Origin of the sequence: Burkholderia sp. Ac-20379, from assembly GCF_017104645.1 — a bacterium.
Classification (GTDB): domain Bacteria; phylum Pseudomonadota; class Gammaproteobacteria; order Burkholderiales; family Burkholderiaceae; genus Burkholderia.
Genome location: NZ_JAAGPF010000115.1, coordinates 1 through 21,226 on the forward strand (window position 1 = coordinate 1; position 21,226 = coordinate 21,226).

Here is a 21,226-nt window from a genome sequence, read left to right on the forward strand (position 1 = left end):
TGTCGATGCGCGCGGGCGGGCCGGAGCGCGACCGGTTCGCCGCGGGCGCGGCGGCGTCCGTCATTTGACGAAGCCCTTGGCCTTCAGATAGGTGGCGGCGACGTGCGCGGCCGGTTCGCCGTTGATCTGGATCCGGCTGTTCAACGTTTGGAGGGTTTTGAGGTCGAGGCTCGCGAACACCGGCTTGAGCCAGTCGGCGATCTGCGGATGCGCCTTCAGCACGGCCTCGCGGATCACCGGCGCGGGTGCGTAGACGGGCTGCACCTTCTTGTCGTCGTCGAGCAGCACGAGGCCCGAGGCGGCGATCGCGCCGTCGGTGCCGTACACCATCGCGGCGTTGACGCTATCCGTCTGCGCGGCGGCGGCGCGGATCGTGGCGGAGGTATCGCCGCCCGACAGCACTAGCAGTTGTTCGGGCTTCAGCTTGAAGCCATAGGCCTTCTCGAACGACGGCAGCGCCGACGCGCTGTTGACGAACTCGGCCGAGGCCGCGAGCTTGACCTTGCCGCCGCCCGCGATCCAGTGGCCGAAATCGCTGAACGTCTTGAGGTGCTGCTGCTGCGCGATCGCGCCGAGCACGGCCACGCCCCAGGTGTTGTTCGCCGGGGCCGGCGCGAGCCAGACCAGATGGTTGGCCGAATAGTCGAGTTGCTTGGCCTCGGCGTAGCCGCGCGCGGCGTCCTTCCAGACCGGGTCGCTGGTCTTGTTGAAGAAGAACGCGGCGTTGCCGGTGTATTCGGGGTAGATGTCGATTTCGCCCGAGGTCAGCGCCTTGCGCACGATCGGCGTGGCGCCGAGGCTGATCTTGTCGACCACCGTCAGGCCATGCGATTTGAGGACTTGCGAGATCAGGTTGCCGAGCAGGCTGCCTTCGGTGTCGATCTTCGAGGCGACGGTGATCGAATCGGCGTGGGCCGCGTTGGCGGCGAGGCTGCCGCCGAGGGCGGCGGCCAGTGAAACGGCCGCGACGGCGCGGCGGCGAATGGCGAAATCCATCGTGAAACGGCCTCCTTGCGGGACGGTCGGGGAACGTGGCGCGCAATCCGCCAAGCGGCGTTCAAGGTACGCGACTGGGGCCGCTTTGGCAAACGGTTCGGGGGCAGATCGGAGCGGGCCGCGCCGCCGCGATGAATGGCCGCGGAGGCGGCACGCATCGTGCGACCTCCGAGCCCGCTGCGATTCGGAGCGGCATCGCCGGGCCGATCGCGCCGAACCGGGGCGGGATGCGGCCATTGCCCGCCGGTGCGGGCTCGGGCGCATCGGGGCGCGACGGCGGGCGGGCGGCGAGGGATGCGGCACCGAATTTCGTGCCGTTCGCGCACGATGCGCGCGTGATGGAAGCGGAAGCTCCATAGTGCGATTCAATTGGCGAAACGGCGGTGCGAGGCGTTCAATGAGCATCCCCGCAGTTGCCGTTTTGCCGTCGCCGTCTTGATTCGTCCCCCGTTCGTCCCACTCTCATGGAGCGCAACACATGACCGCACAGACCCGCGTCAACGTCGCCGAGATCGTCGAATCGATCGCCACCGAAACCCACACGCCGAAGGAAACCGTCTCGGCACTCTACGAAAAGACGCTGGCCGAGTACCGCGAAGGCGCGCGGATCCTCGATTACGTGGTTCTGCTGGCCGCCAAGCGCGTGAAGAACGACCTGCGGCAACCGCGACACTGAATGCCCCCATGCGACAACGCCCGGCCATGACGATATGGCCGGGCGTTTTCGTTGGCGCGCGCCGGCATGCGCGCCGCCGGGGCTACGGGTTGCGCGGCTGCTCGAGCCCGCTGTCGGCGAGGCCGTTCCGCACGGGGCGCGAGGTGCGCGCGGCCTCGGCGTCCTGCCGGATCCGTGCAGGGCGCGCGGCATCCTGTTGCGCCCGACGCTCGGCGCGGCGTTCGCAACGCAGCACCGCGAGGCGCTGCGTTGCGTCCTGATGGGCCGGCGCAATCTCGATGCCGTTCAGATCGACGAACCGGCAACCGAACCCCGCGGTCGATCCGGTATTGGCGTGAGCCGGCGCGATCGCGGCGAGGCAGGCGGCCAGCGCGAGCGAACGCAGTGCACGCCGGCGCGTGTGCGCGGCGGTTTGAAACCGGGTTTTCATAGGCGGCCTTGTCGGCGGGAGAAGGGGCGACTGTCGGGGTGCAAGCAAAGTACCGCGAAGCGCCGGGCCGTCGATATGAGAGAAATCCGAAGATCGGATCAGACGTGCTTGGAAGTGTCGGCGCGCTTGGCGCGAGCGTTCCGCGGCGCGCTGCGCTGGCGGGAATGCGCGCGATCGAGCGCGCGCTGAATGGAAGCCCGTTGCTGCGGAACCCGAGGCCGGGCATGGCGCCCGGCCCGCCGCATGGTCAGATCCCGGCGCCGCGTGCGTTGACGATCAGCCGCAGCCCCAGCACGGCGATCGCGCCGGCCGCGACGCGATCGATGACGCCTTTCGCGCGCAGGTACAACTCGCGCGGCCGCCGCGTCGAGAAGCCGAGCGCCACCACCGTGTACCAGCCCGCTTCCATCGCGAACACGGCCGGCGGCAGCACCAGGTAGGCGATCGTCGGCGGATGCGCGGGCAGCAGCGCCGCGAAGATGCTGCCGTACCAGATCGCCGTTTTCGGATTGCTCAGTTGCGTCGTCAGCCCGATGCGGAACGAGCGCAGCGGCTGGCCGTTGCGCCGCGCGACGTCGGCGTCGAACGCGAATTCGCGCCGCGCACCGCGCCAGAACTGCACGGCCAGATACAGCAGGTAGAGCCCGCCGGCCACCTTGAGCCCGGCATAGAGCCAGGCCACCGAACTGAGCAGCGTGTACAGCCCGGCCAGCGCGACGCAGGCGAACACGATCGCGCCCGCGCCCATGCCGAGCGCGGTGGCCAGCCCGTCACGGCGCGACAGGCCGATTGCGTTGCGGGCCACCAGCACGAAGCTCGGCCCGGGAATCATGGCGCCCAGCATCAGGGCGGAGAGGATGGCGATCAGCGAGGCGGCGGTGTGCATCGATTGGGCGTCCCGAGTGGCGGGTGAGGGGCGGGCGTCAGTTGCGATCGCCCGTTTTGCGGCGGTGTTTGTCGGCGTACATCCGCGTGTCGGATTCGGCCAGCAACAGCGCGACCGACGGCTCGTGCAGCGGATCGTAATCGACATGCCCGACGCTGAAGCGGATGGCGTAGTCGAGCGCGGCCTGCTCGGTGCGCGCGTCGAGATCCTCGCGCAAGCGCTCGATGATGCCGGGCGCATCGATGTCGTGCGTGGTGATCAAGAGTGCGACGAACTCGTCGCCGCCGAGCCGGCCGACCACGTCCATGTCGCGCAGCACGGTGGTCAGCGAATGGGCGAAGATCGTCAGCGCGCGATCGCCCTCGGCGTGGCCGAAGCGATCGTTGATCTGCTTGAAATCGTTGAGGTCGAAGAACAGCAGCGAGGCGCGCCGGCCGCCGCGCCGGCAGGCGTTCAGCGCATGCTGCGCGAGCATCTCGAAGCCGCGCCGGTTCGACAGCGAGGTCAGCGAATCGAGCGTGGCCATCTGCACGGCGGCCAGCTCGCGCTCGGCGAGGCTGGCGAGGTCGCCCAGGTGGGCGAGATCGTCGCTGTCGAGCGTGCGCGCGCGCGTGTCGATCAGGCACAGCGTGCCGAGGTTGGTGCCGTCGGGCAGCGCGATCGGGTGCCCGGCGTAGAAGCGGATGTGCGGCGCGCCCGTCACGAGCGGATTGTCGGCGAAGCGCGGGTCGCAGGCCGCGTCGGGAATCACGAGCGGCGCGTGGGCCAGGATCGCGTGTGCGCAGAACGACACGTCGCGCGAGGTTTCGCGCGCATCGAGCCCGAAGCAGCTTTTGAACCACTGGCGGTTTTCGTCGACCAGCGAGACGAGGGCGATCGGCACGTCGAAGATGCGCTTGGCGAGCCGCGTGATGCGGTCGAATCGTTCCTCGTCGGGCGTATCGAGAATGTTCAGACTGCGAAGTTTCGTCAGCCGGGAAGCTTCATCGGCGGGAAAAGGGGCGATTTGCATGCGATCTCGTCTCTCTCGGCGTTTTTGAAGGCGTGGAGGCATGGCGTGCGGACCTTGGATTCGCCGATCCCGGGCCGGGACGGCGCGTCGCAAGCCAACCTCGCCATCGTAGAGCATTCGGGCCGTTGGCGGAACGCCCTGGCCAACCCGCGTCGGTGCGTTCGCGCGCTTTCCGTTCCTTACCTATGCTTTCGAATCGCTTACTTGCGAAAGCCCGCTCAGCCCCGCCGCACAAGGCGCGGCGCGATGCCGAACGCCGCATGAACACCGCGCTGTAACAATCGGGAACTATCGTCTCGGCGGCGAACGCGCGGAGTCAGATCGATGCGGGCGCCCCGGATGCGAGCCCGCGTCCGCCGGATATCATTCGACGGAGTATTCCCCATGCAGACGCCGGCACTACGGCATTGGATCCTGATCGGCACGCTCGCGACCGCGGCGATGCTCGGCGCGTGCAACGACGACGGCACGGCGACGCCCGTCAATACCTCGACGGCGCCCAAGGCGGCCTGCGGCAACGCGGCCCCGGCGAACGCGACGCTGCATTGCCCGCCGGGCTTCACGGCACCGAAATCCTGAGCCCCGCTCGACGCTCGAACCCATCAGGACCCGACATGGCTATCCAATCCCGACGCGACTTTCTGAAATTCTCCGCCGGCCTGGCCGGTGCGACCGCCGCCAGCACGCTGCTGCCCGAATCGATCCGCAAGGCGCTCGCCATCGAGCCGGCCACGGTCACGGGCACGATCCAGGACGTGCAGCACATCGTCGTCTTCATGCAGGAAAACCGCTCGTTCGACCACTACCTCGGCCACCTGAGCGGCGTGCGCGGCTATAACGACCGCTTCCCGGTCACGCTGCCGAACGGCCAGCCGGTGTGGTTCCAGCCGCGCCAGGAAGACGCCACCAAGGTGATCGCGCCGTTCCGCTACGACACGACCAACACGGCCGTGAACGCGCAGTGCATCGGCGGCCTGCCGCACACCTGGGCCACCACGCACGCCGCCATCAACGGCGGGCGCGGCAACCAGTGGGCCGCGCAGAAGACCAACATGACGATGGGCTATCACACGCGGGACGACATTCCGTTCCACTACGCGATGGCCGATGCGTTCACCGTGTGCGATCACTATTTCTGTTCGATCCCCGGCAACACGCACCCGAACCGCATGTACCTGATGACGGGCATGGTCGATCCGCTCGCCACCGGCGGCGGCCCGCTGCTCGACAACATCGACTACATCGACAACCAGTTCGACGCGCAGCAGGTCGCGCCGTTTACTTGGACCACCTATCCGGAGCGCCTCGAGAAGGCCGGCATCTCCTGGCAGGTCTACCAGCAGGGCACCGGCTTCGACAACTACACCGGCAACTACGGCACCAACATGCTGGCCGCGTTCCAGAACTTCGTGAACGCGCCGGCCGGCTCGTCGCTGCAGACGCGCGGCAACAGCGCACGCACGCTCGACCAGCTCAAGGCCGACGTGCAGGCCAACAACCTGCCGCAGGTGTCGTGGCTGCTGCCGCCGGCCGCGTACTCGGAGCATCCGAAGTACACGCCGCTGTACGGCGCGAACTACATCTCGACGATCCTCGACGCGCTGACCTCGAACCCGGACGTGTGGAGCAAGACCGTCCTGTTCATCATGTACGACGAGAACGACGGCCTGTTCGATCACATGGTGCCGCCGCAGGCGCCGACGCTGCCGAACACGGGCGCCAGCACCGTGGACATCTCGCTCGAGCGCCACAACGTCGTGACGGCCGCCCAGGCCGGCACCTACACGGCCGACAACCTGCCGTACGGCCTCGGGCCGCGCGTGCCGATGTTCGTGGTGTCGCCGTGGTCGAAGGGCGGTTATGTCAGCTCGCAGGTGTTCGATCACACCTCGGTGCTGCAATTCATCGAGAAGCGTTTCGGCGTGCAGGAAACCAACATCTCGCCGTGGCGCCGTGCGATTTGCGGCGATCTGACCTCGACGCTCGACTTCACGAAGACGGACGCGACGTTCCCGACGCTGCCGAGCACCACGAACTACATCGCCACGGCCGACCTGCAGTGCGCGCGTTCCACCGCGCTGACCGCCCCGGCGGCCACCGCCGCGCAGACGATCCTCGCGCAGGAAGCCGGCACGCGTCTCGCGCGTCCGAACCCGTACGAGCTGCACGTCAACGGCACGCTGACGAGCACCGGCTACCAGGTGACGTTCGCGAGCAGCGGCTCGGTGGGCGCGCACTTCTGGGTCTACACCAACGACCTGAGCGCCGCGCCGCGTCACTACACGGTCGAGGCCGGCAAGCAACTGACCGACACGTGGGCGCTCGACGCGGGCGGCAGCTATGTCGTCAACGTGTACGGCCCGAACGGCTATTTCCGCCGCTTCATGGGCTCGGCGTCGGGCGACGCGGCCGCGCACCCGGATCTGACGACCTGCTACGACGTGGCCAACGGTAATGTCTACGTCACGCTGGCCAACGCCGGCACGACGACCCTGACCGTCACCGCCACCGACGTGGCCTACGGCCAGCCGGCGCGCACGCTGTCGATTCCGGCGGGCCAGAGCGTCGAGGCGCACTGGGACCTGTCGTGCAACGCATCGTGGTACGACCTGCAGTTCACGGTGGCCGACAACACGTCGTGGGTGCGCCGCATCGCCGGCCACGTCGAAACCGGCAAGAGCAGCACGACCGATCCGGCCGCCACGGCGCCGGTCACGAAGGCGATCTGAGCGTAGGGCGCGGGGCGCGCGGCTGCGCCCCGTTGCCGCGACGGACACGGCGCGATGCCGCTTGCGGGCGGCACGCGCCGTTTTTTATTTGGCGCCGCATTTCGCCAGCGCCTGAACGACGGGCTGCTGCGTTGCACAAATCCAACATGAATGCGCGGCGATTGGGCGCTCGGCCTTGTCCGGCAAGGCTTGCGGTTTGCTCTGGCGAATTCCATTCCCAGCAAGCTAGGTGAAAACCCTAGGTAAAAACCCTCGGTTAAGGTAGACTTCGCCTTCAAAGGAGGATTGAGGGATGCCTCACCGTTTCGTCGTACTCGAAAAGATTGCTTTCTCGCTGGTCGTCATGTCGGCCGTGGTCTGCTCCGCATTCATCACTTACGAACGCTGCCCGGAAGACGTGCAGGAAGCGCTCGCGGCCGGCAAGGACATGCTGGCGACCAGCGCCGCCGGCTACTCGATCGCCTGCGCGTCGGCCAGCCCGGATGCCTGCATCGGCCTGCCGACGTACTGATCCGCCGGCTTCGTTGCATGATGGCCTGCCGGTTCGCCTGAGCGAGGCGGCGGGCGGATGCCGGGCGCGGGCGTTGCGCCGTCAGCGCCCCGGCTGCGACACGCGCTCCAGCGTGTTCGACAGCTCCTCCTGCGATGCGCCGCGAGCGCGTGTCGCGATGTCGCCCAGCGACAACATTCCCACCAGTTTCCCGCCCGTATCGATCACCGGCGTCCTGCGCACGCGCGCTTCGGCCATGCGTTGCTGAACGGCGTCCAGATCGTCGTCGCCGCGGCAGCAGATCGGGCGCCCGGTCGCGATTTCGCTGATTGCCGCATCGGGGCCGACATCGCCGGCCAGCGCGCGCACCGCGAGATCGCGATCGGTCACGATGCCGACGATCCTGCCCGCGTCGCACACCGGCAACGCGCCAACGTCGTAATAGGCCATGTGCTGCGCCGCATGCCGGATCGTATCGTTCGGCGCGATCGCCACCACGTCCCGCGACATCACTTCCGCTACCCGAGTCATTCGTTATCCTCCCGATTGCCTTGAATGTGCATGAACGGTGCGGGTCGCAAGGGCCGTGCCGTCGGTTCGGCGAGGGCCGCCGACGCGATGTCGATCCGGCGCGCCAGTTCGAACCGGTTTGGCCGCCGGCATGGGGCAGAGTGGCAAGCGGTTCGTGAAAGATTTGCAATCGGCGGTGTAGCGGTTGCCGGCGCTGCCGGTGTAACGCGCGCAGCAGCGCCGCGTGCATGCGGATTCGGCCCGGCACGCCGCTTGCACGGTTCGACGGGTACGACTGCGGCACGCGGCGGTGGCGCTTCGCCCCGCGTGCCGGCGATCCTTTCGACACCGCCGCGCCAGCGCGGCAAGGAGCCGAGATGCAACCCGTGAAATCGAACCCCACACCGCAACGCCTGCATGAAGAGGCCGGCAAGAGCCCCGTGAAGACGCCGGCCGCCGGCCCGGATCAGCCCGACGCCGCCACGCAGGCGGCCGGCTTCCGCGAACATGACAAGCAAGCGGCCAAACCGAGCGCGCAGACCCCCGAGACGATCGCCGGCAAGACGCCCACCGGGCTGCCGCCGATCGAGCAGGGCGCGCGCGGCGACGCCGAGCGCGACCCGGTGCGCCGCGCGGCCGAGCGCATCACGTCGCTCGACAACGCCAACATGGCCGCCACCGACAATTCGGTCGACGTCGACGGCAAGGGCCGCGAAGCGCGCCGCGAGGCGCCGCCGCGGCAGGACAACGTGATCCACTCGAACGCCTCGCTCGACGACGCGACCGCGCCGCCCGCCGACGGCCTCGGCGGCATCGACAGCCAACCGCCCGCCGAGATCGCCGCCAGGCCGGGCTGGCAGGTGCGCGAGCGCGGCACCACGGTGGTCGAGCGCGACGGCAACCGTCGCACCGAACGCGTGTTCAGCTTCGAGCGCGGCGCGCATTGAAAGGGGCGGTCGGCCCGGAGATTGATCCGGAGGCCTGACGATTGGCAGTGCGACGGGCAGGGGCCGATCGGGCCCCGGTCTGGCCGCGGTTTTCGTGCTACGCTTGCGCCCGGCTTTGATTAAGCCATCCGGCAACCCGCCAGCGCATATCGCGCATCGCCAGCCGCGCCGAAGCCGCGATCCGGGCCATGCCCCGATCGCGAGCGCAGTGGCCCGCAAGCCGGCCCGGTTGCACCCCTCCTGTCACGTTTCTCGTCCGATCCGCTCATGTCGACCTTGCCTTCGTCGCCGGCGCGCGCACCGCGTGCCCTCGATTCCATCAATCCGAAATCGCTCGGCGTCGCGCTGCTGCTCGTCGCGCTCGGCGCCGTCTATCTCGCGCAATCCGTCAGCGTGCGCCAGGCCGCGCTGTACGTGGTCGGCGCGCTGCTCGGCATGACGCTGTATCACGCCGCGTTCGGCTTCACCTCGGCGTGGCGCGTGTTCATCGCCGACGGCCGCGGCGCGGGCCTGCGCGCGCAGATGCTGATGCTCGCGATCGGCGTGCTGCTGTTCTTCCCGGCGCTGTCGGCCGGCTCGCTGTTCGGGCATCCCGTCACCGGGCTGGTGTCGCCGGCGGGCACCTCGGTGATCGTCGGCGCGTTCATTTTCGGCATCGGCATGCAGCTCGGCGGCGGTTGCGCCTCGGGCACGCTGTACACCGTCGGCGGCGGCAGCACGCGGATGATCGTCACGCTGCTGGCGTTCATCGTCGGCTCGGTGGTGGCCACCGCGCACATGCCGTTCTGGACCTCGATGCCGCAATTGAAGCCGATCTCGCTGGTCAAGACGCTCGGCGTGCTGCCCGCCGTCGCGCTGAACCTCGCGGTGTTCGCCGCGATCGCGGCATTGACCGTGGCGATCGAGAAGCGCCGTCACGGCCGGCTCGTCAACGCCGCCGAACGCGCGCCGCACGCGTCGCCCTGGCTGCATGGCCCGTGGCCGATGCTGGCCGGCGCGGTGGCGCTGGCCGTGCTCAACTTCGCGACGCTCGCGCTGTCGGGGCGGCCGTGGGGCGTGACCTCGGCGTTCGCGCTGTGGGGCGCCAAGGGCTTCGCGCTGCTCGGCGTGGACGTGGCGAACTGGACGTACTGGCTGGCCGGCCCGAACGCCGCGGCGCTGTCCGCGCCCGCCAGCCACGACGTGACCACCGTGATGGATATCGGCATCGTGCTCGGCGCGATGGCCGCGGCCTCGCTGGCCGGCCGCTACGCGCCGGTGTGGCGCGTGCCGCTGCGCTCGCTGATCGCCGCCGTGGTGGGGGGCCTGCTGCTCGGCTACGGCGCGCGGCTCGCTTACGGCTGCAATATCGGCGCGTATTTCAGCGGCATCGTGTCGGGCAGCGTGCACGGCTGGCTGTGGCTCGTGTGCGCGTTCGCCGGGAACGTGCTCGGCACGCGCCTACGCCCGTGGTTCGGGCTGGAAGTCGAACGCGTCAAGAACACCGGCTGCTGAACATGATCGGGATCGTTGCGCGTGCAACGGTCCTTCGATGGGGGAGACGTCTCGCGCCCGCTCAGTGCGAGAACACCGCCACCGCGCCCTGCAGGCGCACGGCCTGCTCGTCGAGCGCGTGCGACGCCGCGGCCGCTTCCTCCACCAGCGCGGCGTTCTGCTGCGTGACCTGATCCATCTGCGCGATCGCCTGGCTGACCTGTTCCAGGCCGCGGCTCTGTTCGCTCGACGCCTGCGAGATCGCTTCCACCACGTCCTTCGCCACCGCGATATCCGCTTGCAGCTGCGTGATCGTCGAGCCCATGTCCAGGGCGCGCGCCGCGCCGCCGCCGATCGAGGCCGTCGAGCGTTCGATCAGTTCCTTGATTTCCTTGGCCGCCGTGGACGAGCGCTGCGCCAGCGAGCGCACTTCGGACGCCACCACCGCGAAGCCGCGGCCTTCCGCGCCCGCGCGCGCCGCTTCCACCGCCGCGTTCAACGCGAGGATGTTGGTCTGGAACGCGATGCCCTCGATGATCGACGTGATCGAGGCGATCTTCTCGGCGCTGCCCGACGCTTCGTTCATCGTCGCGATCATCTGCTTCGACATCGCGCTGCCCGCATTGGCCGACGCCATCGCGCGCTCGATCACGTTGCATGCGTGGCGCGCGCTTTCGGCGTTCTGGCGCACCGCTTCGTTCAGCTCGTGCGTGGTGGCCGAGGTTTCCTCGAGCGCCGCCGCCTGCTGCTCGGTGCGCGACGACAGATCCGTATTGCCCGCCGCGATTTGCGCCGCACCCACCTTGACCGCTTCCACGCCGCTCGTCACCGAGCCGACGATGGTTTGCAGCGAGGCCTGCATCGCGTGCATCGCCGCCAGCAGCCGGCCGGTTTCGTCGGTGCGGTCGCGTTCGATCCGGCTGTCGAGCCGGCCCGCCGCGATCGCTTGAGCGGTCGTCACCGCGCGCGCGAGCGGATCGCGGATCGCCGTCACGAGCCAGCGGCCCGCGAACACGGCGCACACCACCGCGAGCGCCGCGGCCAGCAGCACGCTGAGATTGATCGTGTGACGCAGCGAGGCCAGTTCGTCGGTGCGCATCGCGATGCGCTGGCGCTCGGCCTTGTCGAGCGCATCGACGGCCGCGATCATGTCGTCCGTGCCCAGATAGCTGCCGAAGCCTTCCGTCAGCGCGCTCAGTTGCGCCAGCGTCGCGCTGCCGTCGTTGACGTGCGTGCGCATCTCGATCATCGGATTGACCACCTTGGTCGTCCAGGCGTCGTACTGCGCCTGCGCCTTGTCGGCCAGGCCGTTCAGTTCGGTATCCTGCGGATCGAGCGTCTTGATCGCCGCCATGTGCTGCGCGAAATCGCCGATATGGTCGAGCTTCCACTTGATGTGGCCCGGCTGGCCGTCGAGGTTGTAGGCCAGCAGCGACCAGATGATGTTCAGGTAATCGGCCGTGGCGTCCTTGATGACCAACTGCGCCTGCGCCGAGACGGCGTTCTGTTTCTGCTTGTGGTCGATCGCCGCGATGCCGTAGCAACACACGGCCGAGCTGACGAGGAAAACCGCGATGACGGCGCAAAACGCCGTGGACAATTTCTTGCCGATCGAAAGATTCTGCATGTTTGTGGAGAGAGTGGCGACTACGGGACGCGCCGTGCGCCGCAGCGGGCCGGGCGGTCAGGCTGGCATACGGTATACCGGCCGGGAGGGGCCGACAAGCGTACCAAAACCATGGATTACCACTATGCAGAAACCGGCGAAATTGCCGATAAGGCGGCCGGCGAATCGTTCGCTTGAGGGCGGATTTGCCGTGTTTTCGCTGCGGGAATAATCGGGCCGGGCAGGGCCGGCCGGGGTGTGCGGATTATTTCGAATTATCGAATTGGAAACTTTCGCGACGATGACGCGGCGGGCGATTGATTGCCGATTGACGGATATTTGCCGATTTCCCGGCATGCGTTTCAATGCCCGCCCGGTTGGCGGCGGCGTTCAGTCGGGCCGTTCGAAATCGCGGGCGACCCAGCGCGTGGCGCTCGCCTTGTCGAGGCGGAAACCGGCGTTGACGGTGAATTCGGCCAGCATGTCGCCGCCGTCGTCGAAGGCCTTCAGGATCGCGTAGGGCTCGTCGTCGTCGGGCACGATGTCGAGCGTGACCGAGATGCTGCCCGTATCGGTATGCACCGTCACCTGCTTGTGCAGGGTTGCGGCGCGCTGCTGCTCGTGGCGGCGCAGCACTTCCGAGGCCGTCTTGACCAGCGTGCGGAACGCGTTCGCGTCGAGCGGCTTCGGGTTCTTCTTGTCGCGGCCCATCGTCCAGGGGCCGACCAGCGCCGGCTCGGCCTCGCCGTCCTTGATCATCTCGACCGCCCAGCCGTCGTCGTCCTCGTTCTTGATCACGCGGGCCGTCCAGCCGGTGTCGCGCCAGAGGGTGTCTTCGTGGATCGCGGGGATGTCGTCGTCGGTGGGGGTGTCGGTGCTCATCGGGTGGGTGGGGTTGGGGAGGTGCGGGGGTGGAATTGTAAACGGTTTGGCTGGCTGGCCGAACCTCCGCCGTTAGGCCAGCCTGCGTGCGGGCCGCCGTGCTTCAGCGGCCCGTCATTCCCCTTCGAACAGCGCGACGTTGGCGTCGTAGGCCTGTTGCTGGCGTGCGTAGGCATCGTCGAGATGCGCGTGCAGCGCGCGTTCGGCCGCATCGGCGTCATGTTCGGCCAGCGCGTCGAGCACCTTCTGATGCTGCGCCAGCGTGACTTCGCCGACCACCGGGTCGCGCACCGTCACGTGCCGCACGCGGTCGATCGGCGCGCGCACGAATTCGACCAGTTGCTGCACGCGCGGCAGCCGCGCCGCGGCGCTGACACCCGCATGAAACGCGTTGTCGCAAGCGATCGCAGCCACCGCGTTGCCGCGCGCGATCGCGCGCCTGTGCGCGTCCTGGATGTCGTGCAACTCGTCGAGTTCGCGCTGGCCGATGACTTCGGCCGCACGCCGGATCGCCGCGGTTTCCAGCACCTTGCGGATCAGCGCGCTTTCGACGAACTGCTCGCGCCGCACCGGTGCGACGAAGGTGCCCGATTGCGCGGCGATCAGCACCAGTTCCTCGCGCGCCAACTGCAGCAGCGCCTCGCGGACCGGCGTGCGCGACACGCCGAGCGCTTCGGCGATCGCGCGTTCGTAGATCACGTCGTTCGGATGCAGCGTCATCGTCACGATCGCGTCGCGCAGCAACGCATGCACCTGGCCGGACAACGCTTGGGCGCGGTCGAGCGTGAAATCGGCGGGGATGAGCTGGGCGACGAAGGCGTCCTGGACGCTGAGTTCTGACTTCATAAATCCGGTGGAAAGATGGCAGGCGGCTGCGGCCGGTCGATCAGTATATTAGTGCGCAGGCCCGCTGCGGAAGGCGGAGCGACCGTGCGAGTCGCTCGTCGCACGTCGATAGCGGGTTTACACGGGTGCCGGAGGAGGGCGAGTTCCCTATAATTGCCAATTAGTATATTAGTTGGCAAACAACTTCACAGAAAGCTTGGCCGGCAGCCACCCCACGGAGACACCATGCATCTCGAAGATTCGACCGGACCGCGCAAGGCGGCTCATGCGACGACCGCCGCGCCCACCGCCGTGCGCTGGCGGATTTTCTGGCTGCTGCTGCTGTTGTCGTCGATCAACTACATCGACCGCGCCTCGTTGTCGGTTGCCTTGCCGATCATTTCGACCGAATTCAGTCTGCCCCCGGCAATGGAGGGCGTGCTGCTCAGCGCGTTCTTCTGGACCTATGCGCTGATGCAGATTCCGAGCGGGCTCCTGGTGGATCGTTTCAAGGCCCGCAACATCGTCGGCATGGCCACGATCGGCTGGGGCGCCTGCCAGGCGATCGCGGCGGGCTGCTTCAGCTGGGTGCCACTGCTGCTGACGCGACTCGGGCTCGGCATCGCCGAATCGCCGATCATGCCGGCCGGCGCGAAGCTTGCCGGCAGTTGGCTGACGCCGTCCGAGCGCGGCCGCGGCGCGGCGCTGCTCGACGGCGGCGCGCCGCTCGGCTCGGCCTGCGGCGCGATCATCATTACCGCGCTGATCACGGGCCTCGGTTCGTGGCGGCTCGCGTTTGTGGTGGCCGGCGTCGGCACCATCGTGGTGGGCATCGCCGCGTGGTGGTACATCCGCAATCACCCGGGCGAGCACGCTGGCGTCAACGCCGCCGAGCTCGAGCACATCACGATGCATGCCGCCGTGACGCGCCAGCGCGAGCCGAAGCCCGCCGTGCCGTTCCGCGCGCTGCTGCGCGACCGCTCGGTGCTGTTCATGTTCGCAAGCTGGGCGTGCTACAACAGCGTGTTCTACGGCCTGATGACCTGGATGCCGAGCTATCTGCACAAGGCGCACGGCTTCGACCTGAAGCAGATGGGTGGCGCGACCTTCGTGATCTTCATGTTCGGCTTCGTCGGCGAGTTGTTCGGCGGCTGGCTGGCCGACAAGTGGCGCTCGGCGGGCGGCGAACCGAACCGCGTGATGCGGCTGATGTTCGCCACGGCCGGCTTCGTCTCGGCGGCGGCGATCCTCGCCGTGAGCTTCGCGACGGGCCTCGTCAGCGTGGTGGTGCTGCTGTCGATCGCGCTGTTCTTCATCCGCTGGTGCGGGATGTTCTGGGGCGTGCCGGCCGCGCTCGGCGGCCAGTCCCGCGCAGGCCTGCTGGCCGGCGCGATGAACTTCAGCGGCAACATCGTCGGCGTCATCGTGCCGATCCTGATCGGCCTGATCGTGCAGTTCACCGGCACCTACTTCCTCGCGCTGATGTTCTTCGTGGTGGCCGCGTTCGGCCTGGCCGTCTGCGCGAGCCTTATCGATTACCGCGACCGGGGCCTCGACTGAGCGCGGCCCGTCGCACGATTCAACCGGAACTCCCCATGTCCACACTCTCCATCGACACTCCGCCGGTGCAGGCCGCGCCGCGCGCACGCACGATCCGGCTCCATCCCGCCGACGACGTGGTCGTCGCTATCGAGCAACTGGTGGGCGGCACGCGCCTCGACGACGAGGACGTGACCGTGGCGGGGCTGATCCCGGCCGGCCACAAGGTCGCCACGCGTGCGATCGAGGCGGGCCAGCCGGTGCGCCGTTACGGCCAGATCATCGGCTTCGCGCATCAGGCGATCCGTCCGGGGCAGCACGTGCACACGCACAATCTCGATATGGGCGACTTTGCGCGCGACTACGCGTTCGGCGAAGGCCGCCGCGATACGGTCTTCGTGCCGGAGGCGCAGCGCGCCACGTTCGACGGCATCGTTCGCGAAGACGGCCAGGTGGCCACCCGCAATTACATCGGCATCCTGACTTCCGTGAACTGCTCGGCCACGGTGGCGCGCGCGATCGCCGACCATTTCCGCCGCGACATTCATCCGGAGGCGCTGGCCGCCTTCCCGAACGTGGACGGCGTGGTGGCGCTGACGCACGGCGTCGGCTGCGCCGTCGACCCCGATGGCGAGGCACTCGCGATCCTGCAGCGCACGCTCGGTGGCTATGCCTGCCATCCGAACTTCGCCTCGGTGCTGGTGATCGGGCTCGGTTGCGAAACCAACCAGATTCCGCGCCTGCTCGAGACACAGGGCCTGACCGAGCATGCGCGGCTGCAAACCTTCACGATCCAGGACAGCGGCGGCACGCGCAAGACGATCGAGAAGGGCATCGCGATCATCGAATCGATGCTGGCCGCGGCCAACGACGTACGCCGAGAACCGGTCAGCGCGAGCCATCTGACGGTGGGCCTGCAATGCGGCGGTTCCGATGGCTACTCGGGCATCACGGCAAACCCGGTGCTTGGCGCTGCCGTGGATCTGCTGGTGCGCAACGGCGGCACCGCGATCCTGTCCGAGACACCGGAAATCTACGGCGCCGAGCATCTGCTCACGCGCCGCGCCGTATCGCGCGAGGTGGGCGAAAAGCTCGTCGCGCGGATTCATTGGTGGGAAGCCTATTGCGAGCGTCATCACGCCGCGATGAACAACAACCCGTCGGCCGGCAACAAGGCCGGCGGCCTGACCACGGTGCTCGAGAAATCGCTCGGCGGCATTGCCAAGGCCGGCAGCACGAACCTCGTCGACGTCTACGAATACGCGATGCCGGTGCGTGAGCGCGGTCTCGTGTTCATGGATACGCCCGGCTACGATCCGATCTCGGCCACCGGCCAGGTGGCCGGCGGCGCGAACCTGATCTGCTTCACGACCGGGCGCGGCTCGGCCTACGGCTGCGCGCCGACGCCTTCGCTGAAGCTCGCTACCAACGGCGCGCTGTGGCGCCGCCAGTCCGACGACATGGACCTGAATTGCGGCGACGTGCTCGAAGCCGGCGCGAGCATCGAGGCGCTCGGCGCCACGCTCTTCCAAATGATGCTCGACGCGGCTTCGGGGCGGCGCACGCGCAGCGAGGAGCACGGTTACGGACAGAACGAGTTCGTGCCCTGGCAGATCGGTGCGATCACCTGACTTTTCCCATTCGTTGCAAGGAGTGCCTTGATGCAATCGAGCGTTTCCAGCCCGCGTTATGCGGGCGTGTTCCCGGTCGTGCCGACCATCTTCGCCGCCGATGGCAGCCTCGATCTCGACGGGCAGCGCCGCTGCGTCGATTTCATGATCGATGCCGGCTCGACCGGCCTGTGCGTGCTCGCGAATTTCTCCGAGCAATTCTCGCTGGCCGACGACGAACGCGACGCGGTGATGCACTGCGTGCTCGAACACGTGGCCGGCCGCGTGCCGGTAATCGTCACCACCTCGCACTTCGGCACAGCCGTGTGCGCCGCGCGCAGCCGCCGTGCGCAGGACGCGGGCGCCGCGATGGTGATGGTGATGCCGCCGTATCACGGCGCGACGTTCCGCGCGAGCGAGGCGGCGATCCAGACGTTCTTCCGCACTGTGTCGGACGCGATCGAGATTCCGATCATGATCCAGGACGCGCCGGCCAGCGGCACGACCTTGTCCGCTGCGCTGCTGGCGCGGATGGCGCGCGAGATTCCGAACGTGTCGTACTTCAAGATCGAGGTGCCGCAGGCGGCCGCGAAGCTGCGCGAACTGATCGCGCTGGGTGGCGAGTCGATCGTCGGCCCGTGGGACGGCGAGGAGGCGATCACGCTGATGGCGGATCTCGAAGCCGGCGCGACCGGCGCGATGACGGGCGGCGGCTATCCCGATGGCATTCGCGCGATCGTCGATGCATGGGCGGCCGGCAACGCGGCCGAGGCAGAGCGCCAGTATCAGCGCTGGTTGCCGCTGATCCTCCACGAGAACCGCCAGGGCGGCATCGCCACCGCCAAGGTACTGATGAAAGAGGGCGGCGTGATCGCGTCGGACGCGATGCGCCATCCGCTGCCCGACATGCATCCGGCCACGCGCGAGAGCCTGCTGCGGATCGCGCGTCAACTCGATCCGCTCGTGCTGCGCTGGGGACGTTGAGCGCGTGACGCAACGCCGCACCGGTGCACGGGGCCGGTGCGGCGGCGGGCAGGGTGCCACGGCGAGATGTCGTCGCGCAGGCGGGTTCGCTAAACTACGCCCTTTTTCCCCAAACACCCCCACCCATGAAATGGCTCGCCGCGCTCTGCGCGCTGACGATCTCCGCGACCGCTTTCGCGTCGTCGTGTCCGCAATTCTCCCCATCCGGCCAGGAACCCGAGCTGACCAATCCGAAGATGGCGCGCCAGACGCGCCTGATCTGCTATTCGGATTTCGTCGTGCTGCATTCCGGCGTCACGCACACGCCGCTGTGGTCGGCCGAGCACTTGACGGCCGCGCATCTGGCCGACGCGAAGGACGAGGTGCGCACCAACCGCTTCTTCGTCGAGCGCCGGCTGCCGGCCGGCGACAGCGCCACGCTGGCCGACTATCGGCGCAGCGGCTACGACCGCGGCCACCTGAGCCCGGCGGGCGACCGCTGGAACGATCAGGCGATGGCCGAATCGTTCTCGCTGGCGAACATGATTCCGCAGAATCCGCAGAACAACCGCCGCCTCTGGGCGCATGTCGAGGAGGCGGTGCGCGCGATGGCCGTGCGCAACGGCGAGGCCTACGTGGTGACGGGGCCGATGTTCCACGGCAGCGAACTGCAGACGATCGGCGAGAGCCGCGTGATCGTGCCGACGGAAATCTTCAAGCTCGTCTATCTGCCGTCGAAGAACACGGCGTTCGCGATCGTGGTGAAGAACGTCAACGCGAAACGGTACGATATCGAAACGGTGCACGAACTGGAGGCGGCCAGCGGCCTGCGCTTCCCGGGCGTGCCGGAACGACTGAAGGATTCGAAGCCAGGAGGATTGTCCGGTGTCTAAGACCACGTTCACCGCGTTCGCGGACGACAGCAGCGCCATCAACATCGCCGGCGATGCGCTGACGATCAGCAACGATCCGTCGCGCATCCAGATCAGCGGCGATCTGGAGATCGCGCGCGATCAGGAAGGGCTCAAGCGCGCGCAGGCGCTGCTGGCGGCCGTGACGAGCATCGTCGAGGCGCTGAAGGCAGCGCCCGATCTGCCGGCAAAGCTGGCCGACGAACCGCCGGCGCCCACCGGCAAGATCGCCAACCCGTTCTGACGGCCGACGCGGCGCTGCAGCGCCGCGCTCAGCGCGTCAGCAGGCGCTTCACGCGCGGCGCGACTTCCTCGGCGAAGCGCCGCATGTCGGCCTCGAACGGCTGGAACTGCAGCATGAACAGCTCGATGCCGGCGCGATGGAACGCGGCGATGCGCTGCGCCACCTCGTCGTAGCTGCCGACCAGCCCGGCCGCGGTGCCGCCGTTCGAGCCGACGCGCGCCGATTGCGTGAAGTTGCGCCACATCACCGCGTTCGGATCGATGTGCTGCTTCTGTTCCTCGCGCAGCGGCTTGTCGAGCTCGGCGAGCGCGAACAGGTGCGCGAGATGCGCCTCGGCCTGCGCGGCCGTCTCGCGCGCGATCACGAACGCGGACAGCCCGTAGCGCAGCGGCGGGGCGCCGGCCGGCCGTGGCCGCGCGTTCAGGTCGGCGATCAGGCGTTCGACGTCGTCGAGCGGCTGGCCGTTGATGAACCACACGTCGCCCTTGTCGGCCACCAGCGCGCGCGCCGGCTCCGATTCGCCGCCCACGTAGATGCGCGGCCGCGCCCGGAACGGGTCGGTAGGCCGCAGCGCGTAATCGTCGATGCGGAAGTGCTCGCCTTCGAAGCGCACGGTGTCGCCGCGCAGCAGCGCGTCCACCACCGTGATCCATTCGCGCCCGTAGGCGTAGCGCGCATCGTGTTCGGCGAAGCCGATCCCGGCGCGCTCCAGCTCGGGCCGGTTCCAGGCATTGACGAGATTGATCGCGAAGCGCCCGCCGCTGATGTGCTCGATCTGCTGCGCCATCTTCGCCAGCACGACGGGATGATAGAGATACGGCTTGATGGCGGCGATGATCTCGATGCGCTCGGTCAGCGCGGCGAGCGCAGCCGAGGCGGTCCACGCCTCGAGCTGGTCAAGCGACGGCTGGTGCGGATTGATCGTGTGCTGGGCCACCAGCACGGCATCGTAGCCGAGCCGTTCGGCTTCGAGCACGAGCGCCTTGTTGCGCGCCCAGGAGGCGTCGTACGGTTCGTCGGGATCCTGCAGCGCGGCGCGGCTGCCATGCACGAGCGCCCACACGCCGAAGCGGGGAAGGGAAGCGGACATACGGGTTTCTCGATCAAGTCGGAGCAACCTGACATGTTCGCGTCGCGGCCCGCGCGCACCAACCAAGTTATTCAGCTAAGCATGTTCCCGGCGGTGGCAGCGGGCGCGGGCAGCCTGCGTCGGCAGCGCGGCTAGCGCGGCTAGCGCGGCGGCGCAGGCACCTCGATCGCGAGCAGCGCCGAGCTGACCGACTTGCCGTGCGCGTCGAGCGCGAGCGAGCGCGTCACGCCGCCGCCGAGCGCGTCGCCGAGCACGAAGTTGAACGCGGCCAGCGCCGGCAGTTCGTAGCGCCGCACCTCGCCGTGCACGAACGCGCCGAGCCAGGCCTTGACCCGTTCGGCGCTCAGGTGCTCGCGCAGGTGCGCGTAGTCGCGCGCGTCGCGGCAGATCACCGAGACGTTCAGCGTATTGCCCTTGTCGCCCGTGCGCGAATGCGCCAGTTCACGCAGTTGCATCGTTCGCCTCCACGATTTCGAAGCCGGCCTGCACCTGCTCGCGCGGCAGCAGCACCGATTGCACGGCCAGCACCTCGCGGGCCGATTTGGTCGCGCCGCCGCCGCCGGCGGGGCCGTTCGTATACAGCGTTTCCACTTCGTTGCCGATCCGCGCCGCGTCGGCGGCGGTGGCGGTGCGCGCGGCCACGCGCAGCCGCACTTCGGCCGGTTCGCCGCGCGCGCCGGTGTCGGTCGCGCCGTACAGCGCATCCACGCCGATCAGGTCCACCCGCAGCTCGCTCACGGGCACGCCGGTCAGGCGCAGCCGCTCGCGCACGATCTCGCCGGCCAGCCGCGCGCGCGCCAGCGCGCCGGGGCCGCCATAGGAGATCTGGCCTTCGCCGATGTGGCCGTCCGTATAGGCGACCGACACCTTCAGCGTGTCGGGCCGTGCCCGGCCGAGGCCGCCCGTCACGCGCACGCGGTCGGGGCCGTCGGCGGCCATCGTCACGGCGCTGAAATCGGCCGTCACGTCGGGTTGCAGGTAGCGCTCGGGATCGTGGATTTCGTACAGCAACTGCTGCCGGCAGGTGTCGAGGTCGACGCGCCCGCCCGAGCCGGCCACCTTGGTGATCGTCACGGCGCCGTCGGCCTCCACCTCGCCGATCGGGAAGCCGAGCCGAGCGAGATTGGGCACGTCGAGCCGGCCCGGATCGGCGAAGTAGCCGCCCGTCACCTGGCCCGCGCATTCGAGCAGATGGCCCACCACGGTGGCCTGGCCGAGCGTGGCCCAGTCGTCCATGCGCCAGCCGAACGCATGGATCAGCGGCGCGGCGAACAGCGACGGGTCAGCCACGCGGCCGGTCAGCACCACGTCGGCCCCGGCGGCCAGCGCGGCGACGATCGGCGCCGCGCCCAGGTACGCGTTCGCCGACACGATGCGGTCGCGATAGCCGGCCACGTCGTCGCCCGA

22 protein-coding genes are annotated in these 21,226 nt (G+C 68.5%); 11 read left to right on the forward strand and 11 right to left on the reverse strand.

Features of this window, described 5'->3' with window-relative positions:
• Positions 1-60: 60 nt before the first annotated feature.
• The gene (locus tag G3N92_RS16505; protein WP_206128608.1) at positions 61-996 is read right to left on the reverse strand and encodes an ABC transporter substrate-binding protein; all 936 of its coding nucleotides are present in this window, start codon (positions 994-996) and stop codon (positions 61-63) included.
• Between the two features lie 478 nt (positions 997-1,474).
• On the opposite strand from G3N92_RS16505, the gene G3N92_RS16510 reads away from it, so the two are divergent.
• Complete coding sequence (locus tag G3N92_RS16510; RefSeq protein WP_206128609.1) at positions 1,475-1,672, forward strand: DUF3562 domain-containing protein; 198 nt, start codon at positions 1,475-1,477, stop codon at positions 1,670-1,672.
• Between the two features lie 82 nt (positions 1,673-1,754).
• Here G3N92_RS16510 and G3N92_RS16515 read toward each other — a convergent pair whose 3' ends face one another.
• The 3 genes from G3N92_RS16515 to G3N92_RS16525 form a co-directional block, all read right to left on the reverse strand.
• The gene (locus G3N92_RS16515) at positions 1,755-2,102 is read right to left on the reverse strand and encodes a hypothetical protein (protein ID WP_206128610.1); all 348 of its coding nucleotides are present in this window, start codon (positions 2,100-2,102) and stop codon (positions 1,755-1,757) included.
• Positions 2,103-2,349: 247 nt separating this feature from the next.
• Positions 2,350-2,988 carry a LysE family transporter gene (locus tag G3N92_RS16520; protein ID WP_206128611.1) on the reverse strand — a complete coding sequence of 213 codons (639 nt, stop codon included), beginning with the start codon at positions 2,986-2,988 and terminating at the stop codon, positions 2,350-2,352.
• Positions 2,989-3,025: 37 nt separating this feature from the next.
• On the reverse strand, positions 3,026-4,000 hold the full coding sequence (locus G3N92_RS16525; protein ID WP_206128612.1) for a sensor domain-containing diguanylate cyclase: 975 nt from the start codon (positions 3,998-4,000) through the stop codon (positions 3,026-3,028).
• A gap of 384 nt (positions 4,001-4,384) precedes the next feature.
• Here G3N92_RS16525 and G3N92_RS16530 point away from each other — a divergent pair, with 384 nt between their 5' ends.
• The 3 genes from G3N92_RS16530 to G3N92_RS16540 all read left to right on the forward strand — a co-directional run bounded on the left by G3N92_RS16530 (position 4,385) and on the right by G3N92_RS16540 (position 7,240).
• Positions 4,385-4,579 carry a hypothetical protein gene (locus G3N92_RS16530; protein ID WP_206128613.1) on the forward strand — a complete coding sequence of 65 codons (195 nt, stop codon included), beginning with the start codon at positions 4,385-4,387 and terminating at the stop codon, positions 4,577-4,579.
• Between the two features lie 35 nt (positions 4,580-4,614).
• A complete protein-coding gene (locus G3N92_RS16535) occupies positions 4,615-6,729 on the forward strand; it encodes a phospholipase C, phosphocholine-specific (protein ID WP_206128614.1) in 2,115 nt (704 codons plus the stop codon).
• 292 nt (positions 6,730-7,021) lie between these two features.
• Entirely contained in the window at positions 7,022-7,240 is a 219-nt protein-coding gene (locus tag G3N92_RS16540) for a hypothetical protein (RefSeq protein WP_206128615.1), read from the forward strand.
• A gap of 81 nt (positions 7,241-7,321) precedes the next feature.
• On the opposite strand, the gene G3N92_RS16545 is transcribed toward G3N92_RS16540, so the two are convergent.
• Complete coding sequence (locus tag G3N92_RS16545; RefSeq protein WP_206128616.1) at positions 7,322-7,750, reverse strand: CBS domain-containing protein; 429 nt, start codon at positions 7,748-7,750, stop codon at positions 7,322-7,324.
• Positions 7,751-8,106: 356 nt separating this feature from the next.
• On the opposite strand from G3N92_RS16545, the gene G3N92_RS16550 reads away from it, so the two are divergent.
• Together G3N92_RS16550 and G3N92_RS16555 are read left to right on the forward strand one after the other, a co-directional pair.
• Positions 8,107-8,676, forward strand: a complete 570-nt coding sequence (locus G3N92_RS16550; RefSeq protein WP_206128617.1) for a DUF3005 domain-containing protein — start codon at positions 8,107-8,109, stop codon at positions 8,674-8,676.
• Between the two features lie 267 nt (positions 8,677-8,943).
• Positions 8,944-10,170, forward strand: a complete 1,227-nt coding sequence (locus tag G3N92_RS16555) for a YeeE/YedE family protein (protein WP_206128618.1) — start codon at positions 8,944-8,946, stop codon at positions 10,168-10,170.
• A 61-nt stretch (positions 10,171-10,231) separates the two neighbouring features.
• Here G3N92_RS16555 and G3N92_RS16560 read toward each other — a convergent pair whose 3' ends face one another.
• The 3 genes from G3N92_RS16560 to G3N92_RS16570 all read right to left on the reverse strand — a co-directional run bounded on the left by G3N92_RS16560 (position 10,232) and on the right by G3N92_RS16570 (position 13,483).
• Positions 10,232-11,776 carry a methyl-accepting chemotaxis protein gene (locus G3N92_RS16560; RefSeq protein WP_206128619.1) on the reverse strand — a complete coding sequence of 515 codons (1,545 nt, stop codon included), beginning with the start codon at positions 11,774-11,776 and terminating at the stop codon, positions 10,232-10,234.
• 369 nt (positions 11,777-12,145) lie between these two features.
• Positions 12,146-12,637 carry a hypothetical protein gene (locus G3N92_RS16565; RefSeq protein WP_206128620.1) on the reverse strand — a complete coding sequence of 164 codons (492 nt, stop codon included), beginning with the start codon at positions 12,635-12,637 and terminating at the stop codon, positions 12,146-12,148.
• A 114-nt stretch (positions 12,638-12,751) separates the two neighbouring features.
• Positions 12,752-13,483, reverse strand: coding sequence for a GntR family transcriptional regulator (locus tag G3N92_RS16570; RefSeq protein ID WP_206128621.1), 732 nt, complete (start codon positions 13,481-13,483; stop codon positions 12,752-12,754).
• Between the two features lie 225 nt (positions 13,484-13,708).
• Here G3N92_RS16570 and G3N92_RS16575 point away from each other — a divergent pair, with 225 nt between their 5' ends.
• From G3N92_RS16575 to G3N92_RS16595, 5 genes are all read left to right on the forward strand, one after another.
• Positions 13,709-15,022, forward strand: coding sequence for an MFS transporter (locus G3N92_RS16575; RefSeq protein ID WP_206128622.1), 1,314 nt, complete (start codon positions 13,709-13,711; stop codon positions 15,020-15,022).
• A gap of 35 nt (positions 15,023-15,057) precedes the next feature.
• The gene (locus G3N92_RS16580) at positions 15,058-16,632 is read left to right on the forward strand and encodes an altronate dehydratase family protein (RefSeq protein WP_206128623.1); all 1,575 of its coding nucleotides are present in this window, start codon (positions 15,058-15,060) and stop codon (positions 16,630-16,632) included.
• A gap of 30 nt (positions 16,633-16,662) precedes the next feature.
• Positions 16,663-17,595, forward strand: coding sequence for a dihydrodipicolinate synthase family protein (locus G3N92_RS16585; RefSeq protein ID WP_206128624.1), 933 nt, complete (start codon positions 16,663-16,665; stop codon positions 17,593-17,595).
• A 125-nt stretch (positions 17,596-17,720) separates the two neighbouring features.
• Complete coding sequence (locus G3N92_RS16590) at positions 17,721-18,467, forward strand: DNA/RNA non-specific endonuclease (RefSeq protein ID WP_206128625.1); 747 nt, start codon at positions 17,721-17,723, stop codon at positions 18,465-18,467.
• A complete protein-coding gene (locus tag G3N92_RS16595) occupies positions 18,460-18,729 on the forward strand; it encodes a hypothetical protein (protein WP_206128626.1) in 270 nt (89 codons plus the stop codon). The genes G3N92_RS16590 and G3N92_RS16595 overlap by 8 nt, the downstream gene beginning before the upstream one ends.
• Before the next feature lie 28 nt (positions 18,730-18,757).
• Here G3N92_RS16595 and G3N92_RS16600 read toward each other — a convergent pair whose 3' ends face one another.
• The 3 genes from G3N92_RS16600 to G3N92_RS16610 form a co-directional block, all read right to left on the reverse strand.
• Entirely contained in the window at positions 18,758-19,819 is a 1,062-nt protein-coding gene (locus G3N92_RS16600; RefSeq protein WP_206128627.1) for an LLM class flavin-dependent oxidoreductase, read from the reverse strand.
• Positions 19,820-19,959: 140 nt separating this feature from the next.
• A complete protein-coding gene (locus G3N92_RS16605; RefSeq protein ID WP_206128628.1) occupies positions 19,960-20,274 on the reverse strand; it encodes a hypothetical protein in 315 nt (104 codons plus the stop codon).
• A partial coding sequence (locus G3N92_RS16610; RefSeq protein ID WP_206128629.1) for an acyclic terpene utilization AtuA family protein occupies positions 20,261-21,226 on the reverse strand: 966 nt, incomplete at its 5' end. The genes G3N92_RS16610 and G3N92_RS16605, both read right to left, overlap by 14 nt.

Bases quoted from the DNA above. Each gene is read 5' to 3' on its own strand.
- G3N92_RS16505 (WP_206128608.1), bottom strand. From the start codon at position 996: ATGGATTTCGCCATTCGCCGCCGCGCCGTCGCGGCCGTTTCACTGGCC.
- G3N92_RS16510 (WP_206128609.1), top strand. From the start codon at position 1,475: ATGACCGCACAGACCCGCGTCAACGTCGCCGAGATCGTCGAATCGATC.
- G3N92_RS16515 (WP_206128610.1), bottom strand. From the start codon at position 2,102: ATGAAAACCCGGTTTCAAACCGCCGCGCACACGCGCCGGCGTGCACTG.
- G3N92_RS16520 (WP_206128611.1), bottom strand. From the start codon at position 2,988: ATGCACACCGCCGCCTCGCTGATCGCCATCCTCTCCGCCCTGATGCTG.
- G3N92_RS16525 (WP_206128612.1), bottom strand. From the start codon at position 4,000: ATGCAAATCGCCCCTTTTCCCGCCGATGAAGCTTCCCGGCTGACGAAA.
- G3N92_RS16530 (WP_206128613.1), top strand. From the start codon at position 4,385: ATGCAGACGCCGGCACTACGGCATTGGATCCTGATCGGCACGCTCGCG.
- G3N92_RS16535 (WP_206128614.1), top strand. From the start codon at position 4,615: ATGGCTATCCAATCCCGACGCGACTTTCTGAAATTCTCCGCCGGCCTG.
- G3N92_RS16540 (WP_206128615.1), top strand. From the start codon at position 7,022: ATGCCTCACCGTTTCGTCGTACTCGAAAAGATTGCTTTCTCGCTGGTC.
- G3N92_RS16545 (WP_206128616.1), bottom strand. From the start codon at position 7,750: ATGACTCGGGTAGCGGAAGTGATGTCGCGGGACGTGGTGGCGATCGCG.
- G3N92_RS16550 (WP_206128617.1), top strand. From the start codon at position 8,107: ATGCAACCCGTGAAATCGAACCCCACACCGCAACGCCTGCATGAAGAG.
- G3N92_RS16555 (WP_206128618.1), top strand. From the start codon at position 8,944: ATGTCGACCTTGCCTTCGTCGCCGGCGCGCGCACCGCGTGCCCTCGAT.
- G3N92_RS16560 (WP_206128619.1), bottom strand. From the start codon at position 11,776: ATGCAGAATCTTTCGATCGGCAAGAAATTGTCCACGGCGTTTTGCGCC.
- G3N92_RS16565 (WP_206128620.1), bottom strand. From the start codon at position 12,637: ATGAGCACCGACACCCCCACCGACGACGACATCCCCGCGATCCACGAA.
- G3N92_RS16570 (WP_206128621.1), bottom strand. From the start codon at position 13,483: ATGAAGTCAGAACTCAGCGTCCAGGACGCCTTCGTCGCCCAGCTCATC.
- G3N92_RS16575 (WP_206128622.1), top strand. From the start codon at position 13,709: ATGCATCTCGAAGATTCGACCGGACCGCGCAAGGCGGCTCATGCGACG.
- G3N92_RS16580 (WP_206128623.1), top strand. From the start codon at position 15,058: ATGTCCACACTCTCCATCGACACTCCGCCGGTGCAGGCCGCGCCGCGC.
- G3N92_RS16585 (WP_206128624.1), top strand. From the start codon at position 16,663: ATGCAATCGAGCGTTTCCAGCCCGCGTTATGCGGGCGTGTTCCCGGTC.
- G3N92_RS16590 (WP_206128625.1), top strand. From the start codon at position 17,721: ATGAAATGGCTCGCCGCGCTCTGCGCGCTGACGATCTCCGCGACCGCT.
- G3N92_RS16600 (WP_206128627.1), bottom strand. From the start codon at position 19,819: ATGTCCGCTTCCCTTCCCCGCTTCGGCGTGTGGGCGCTCGTGCATGGC.
- G3N92_RS16605 (WP_206128628.1), bottom strand. From the start codon at position 20,274: ATGCAACTGCGTGAACTGGCGCATTCGCGCACGGGCGACAAGGGCAAT.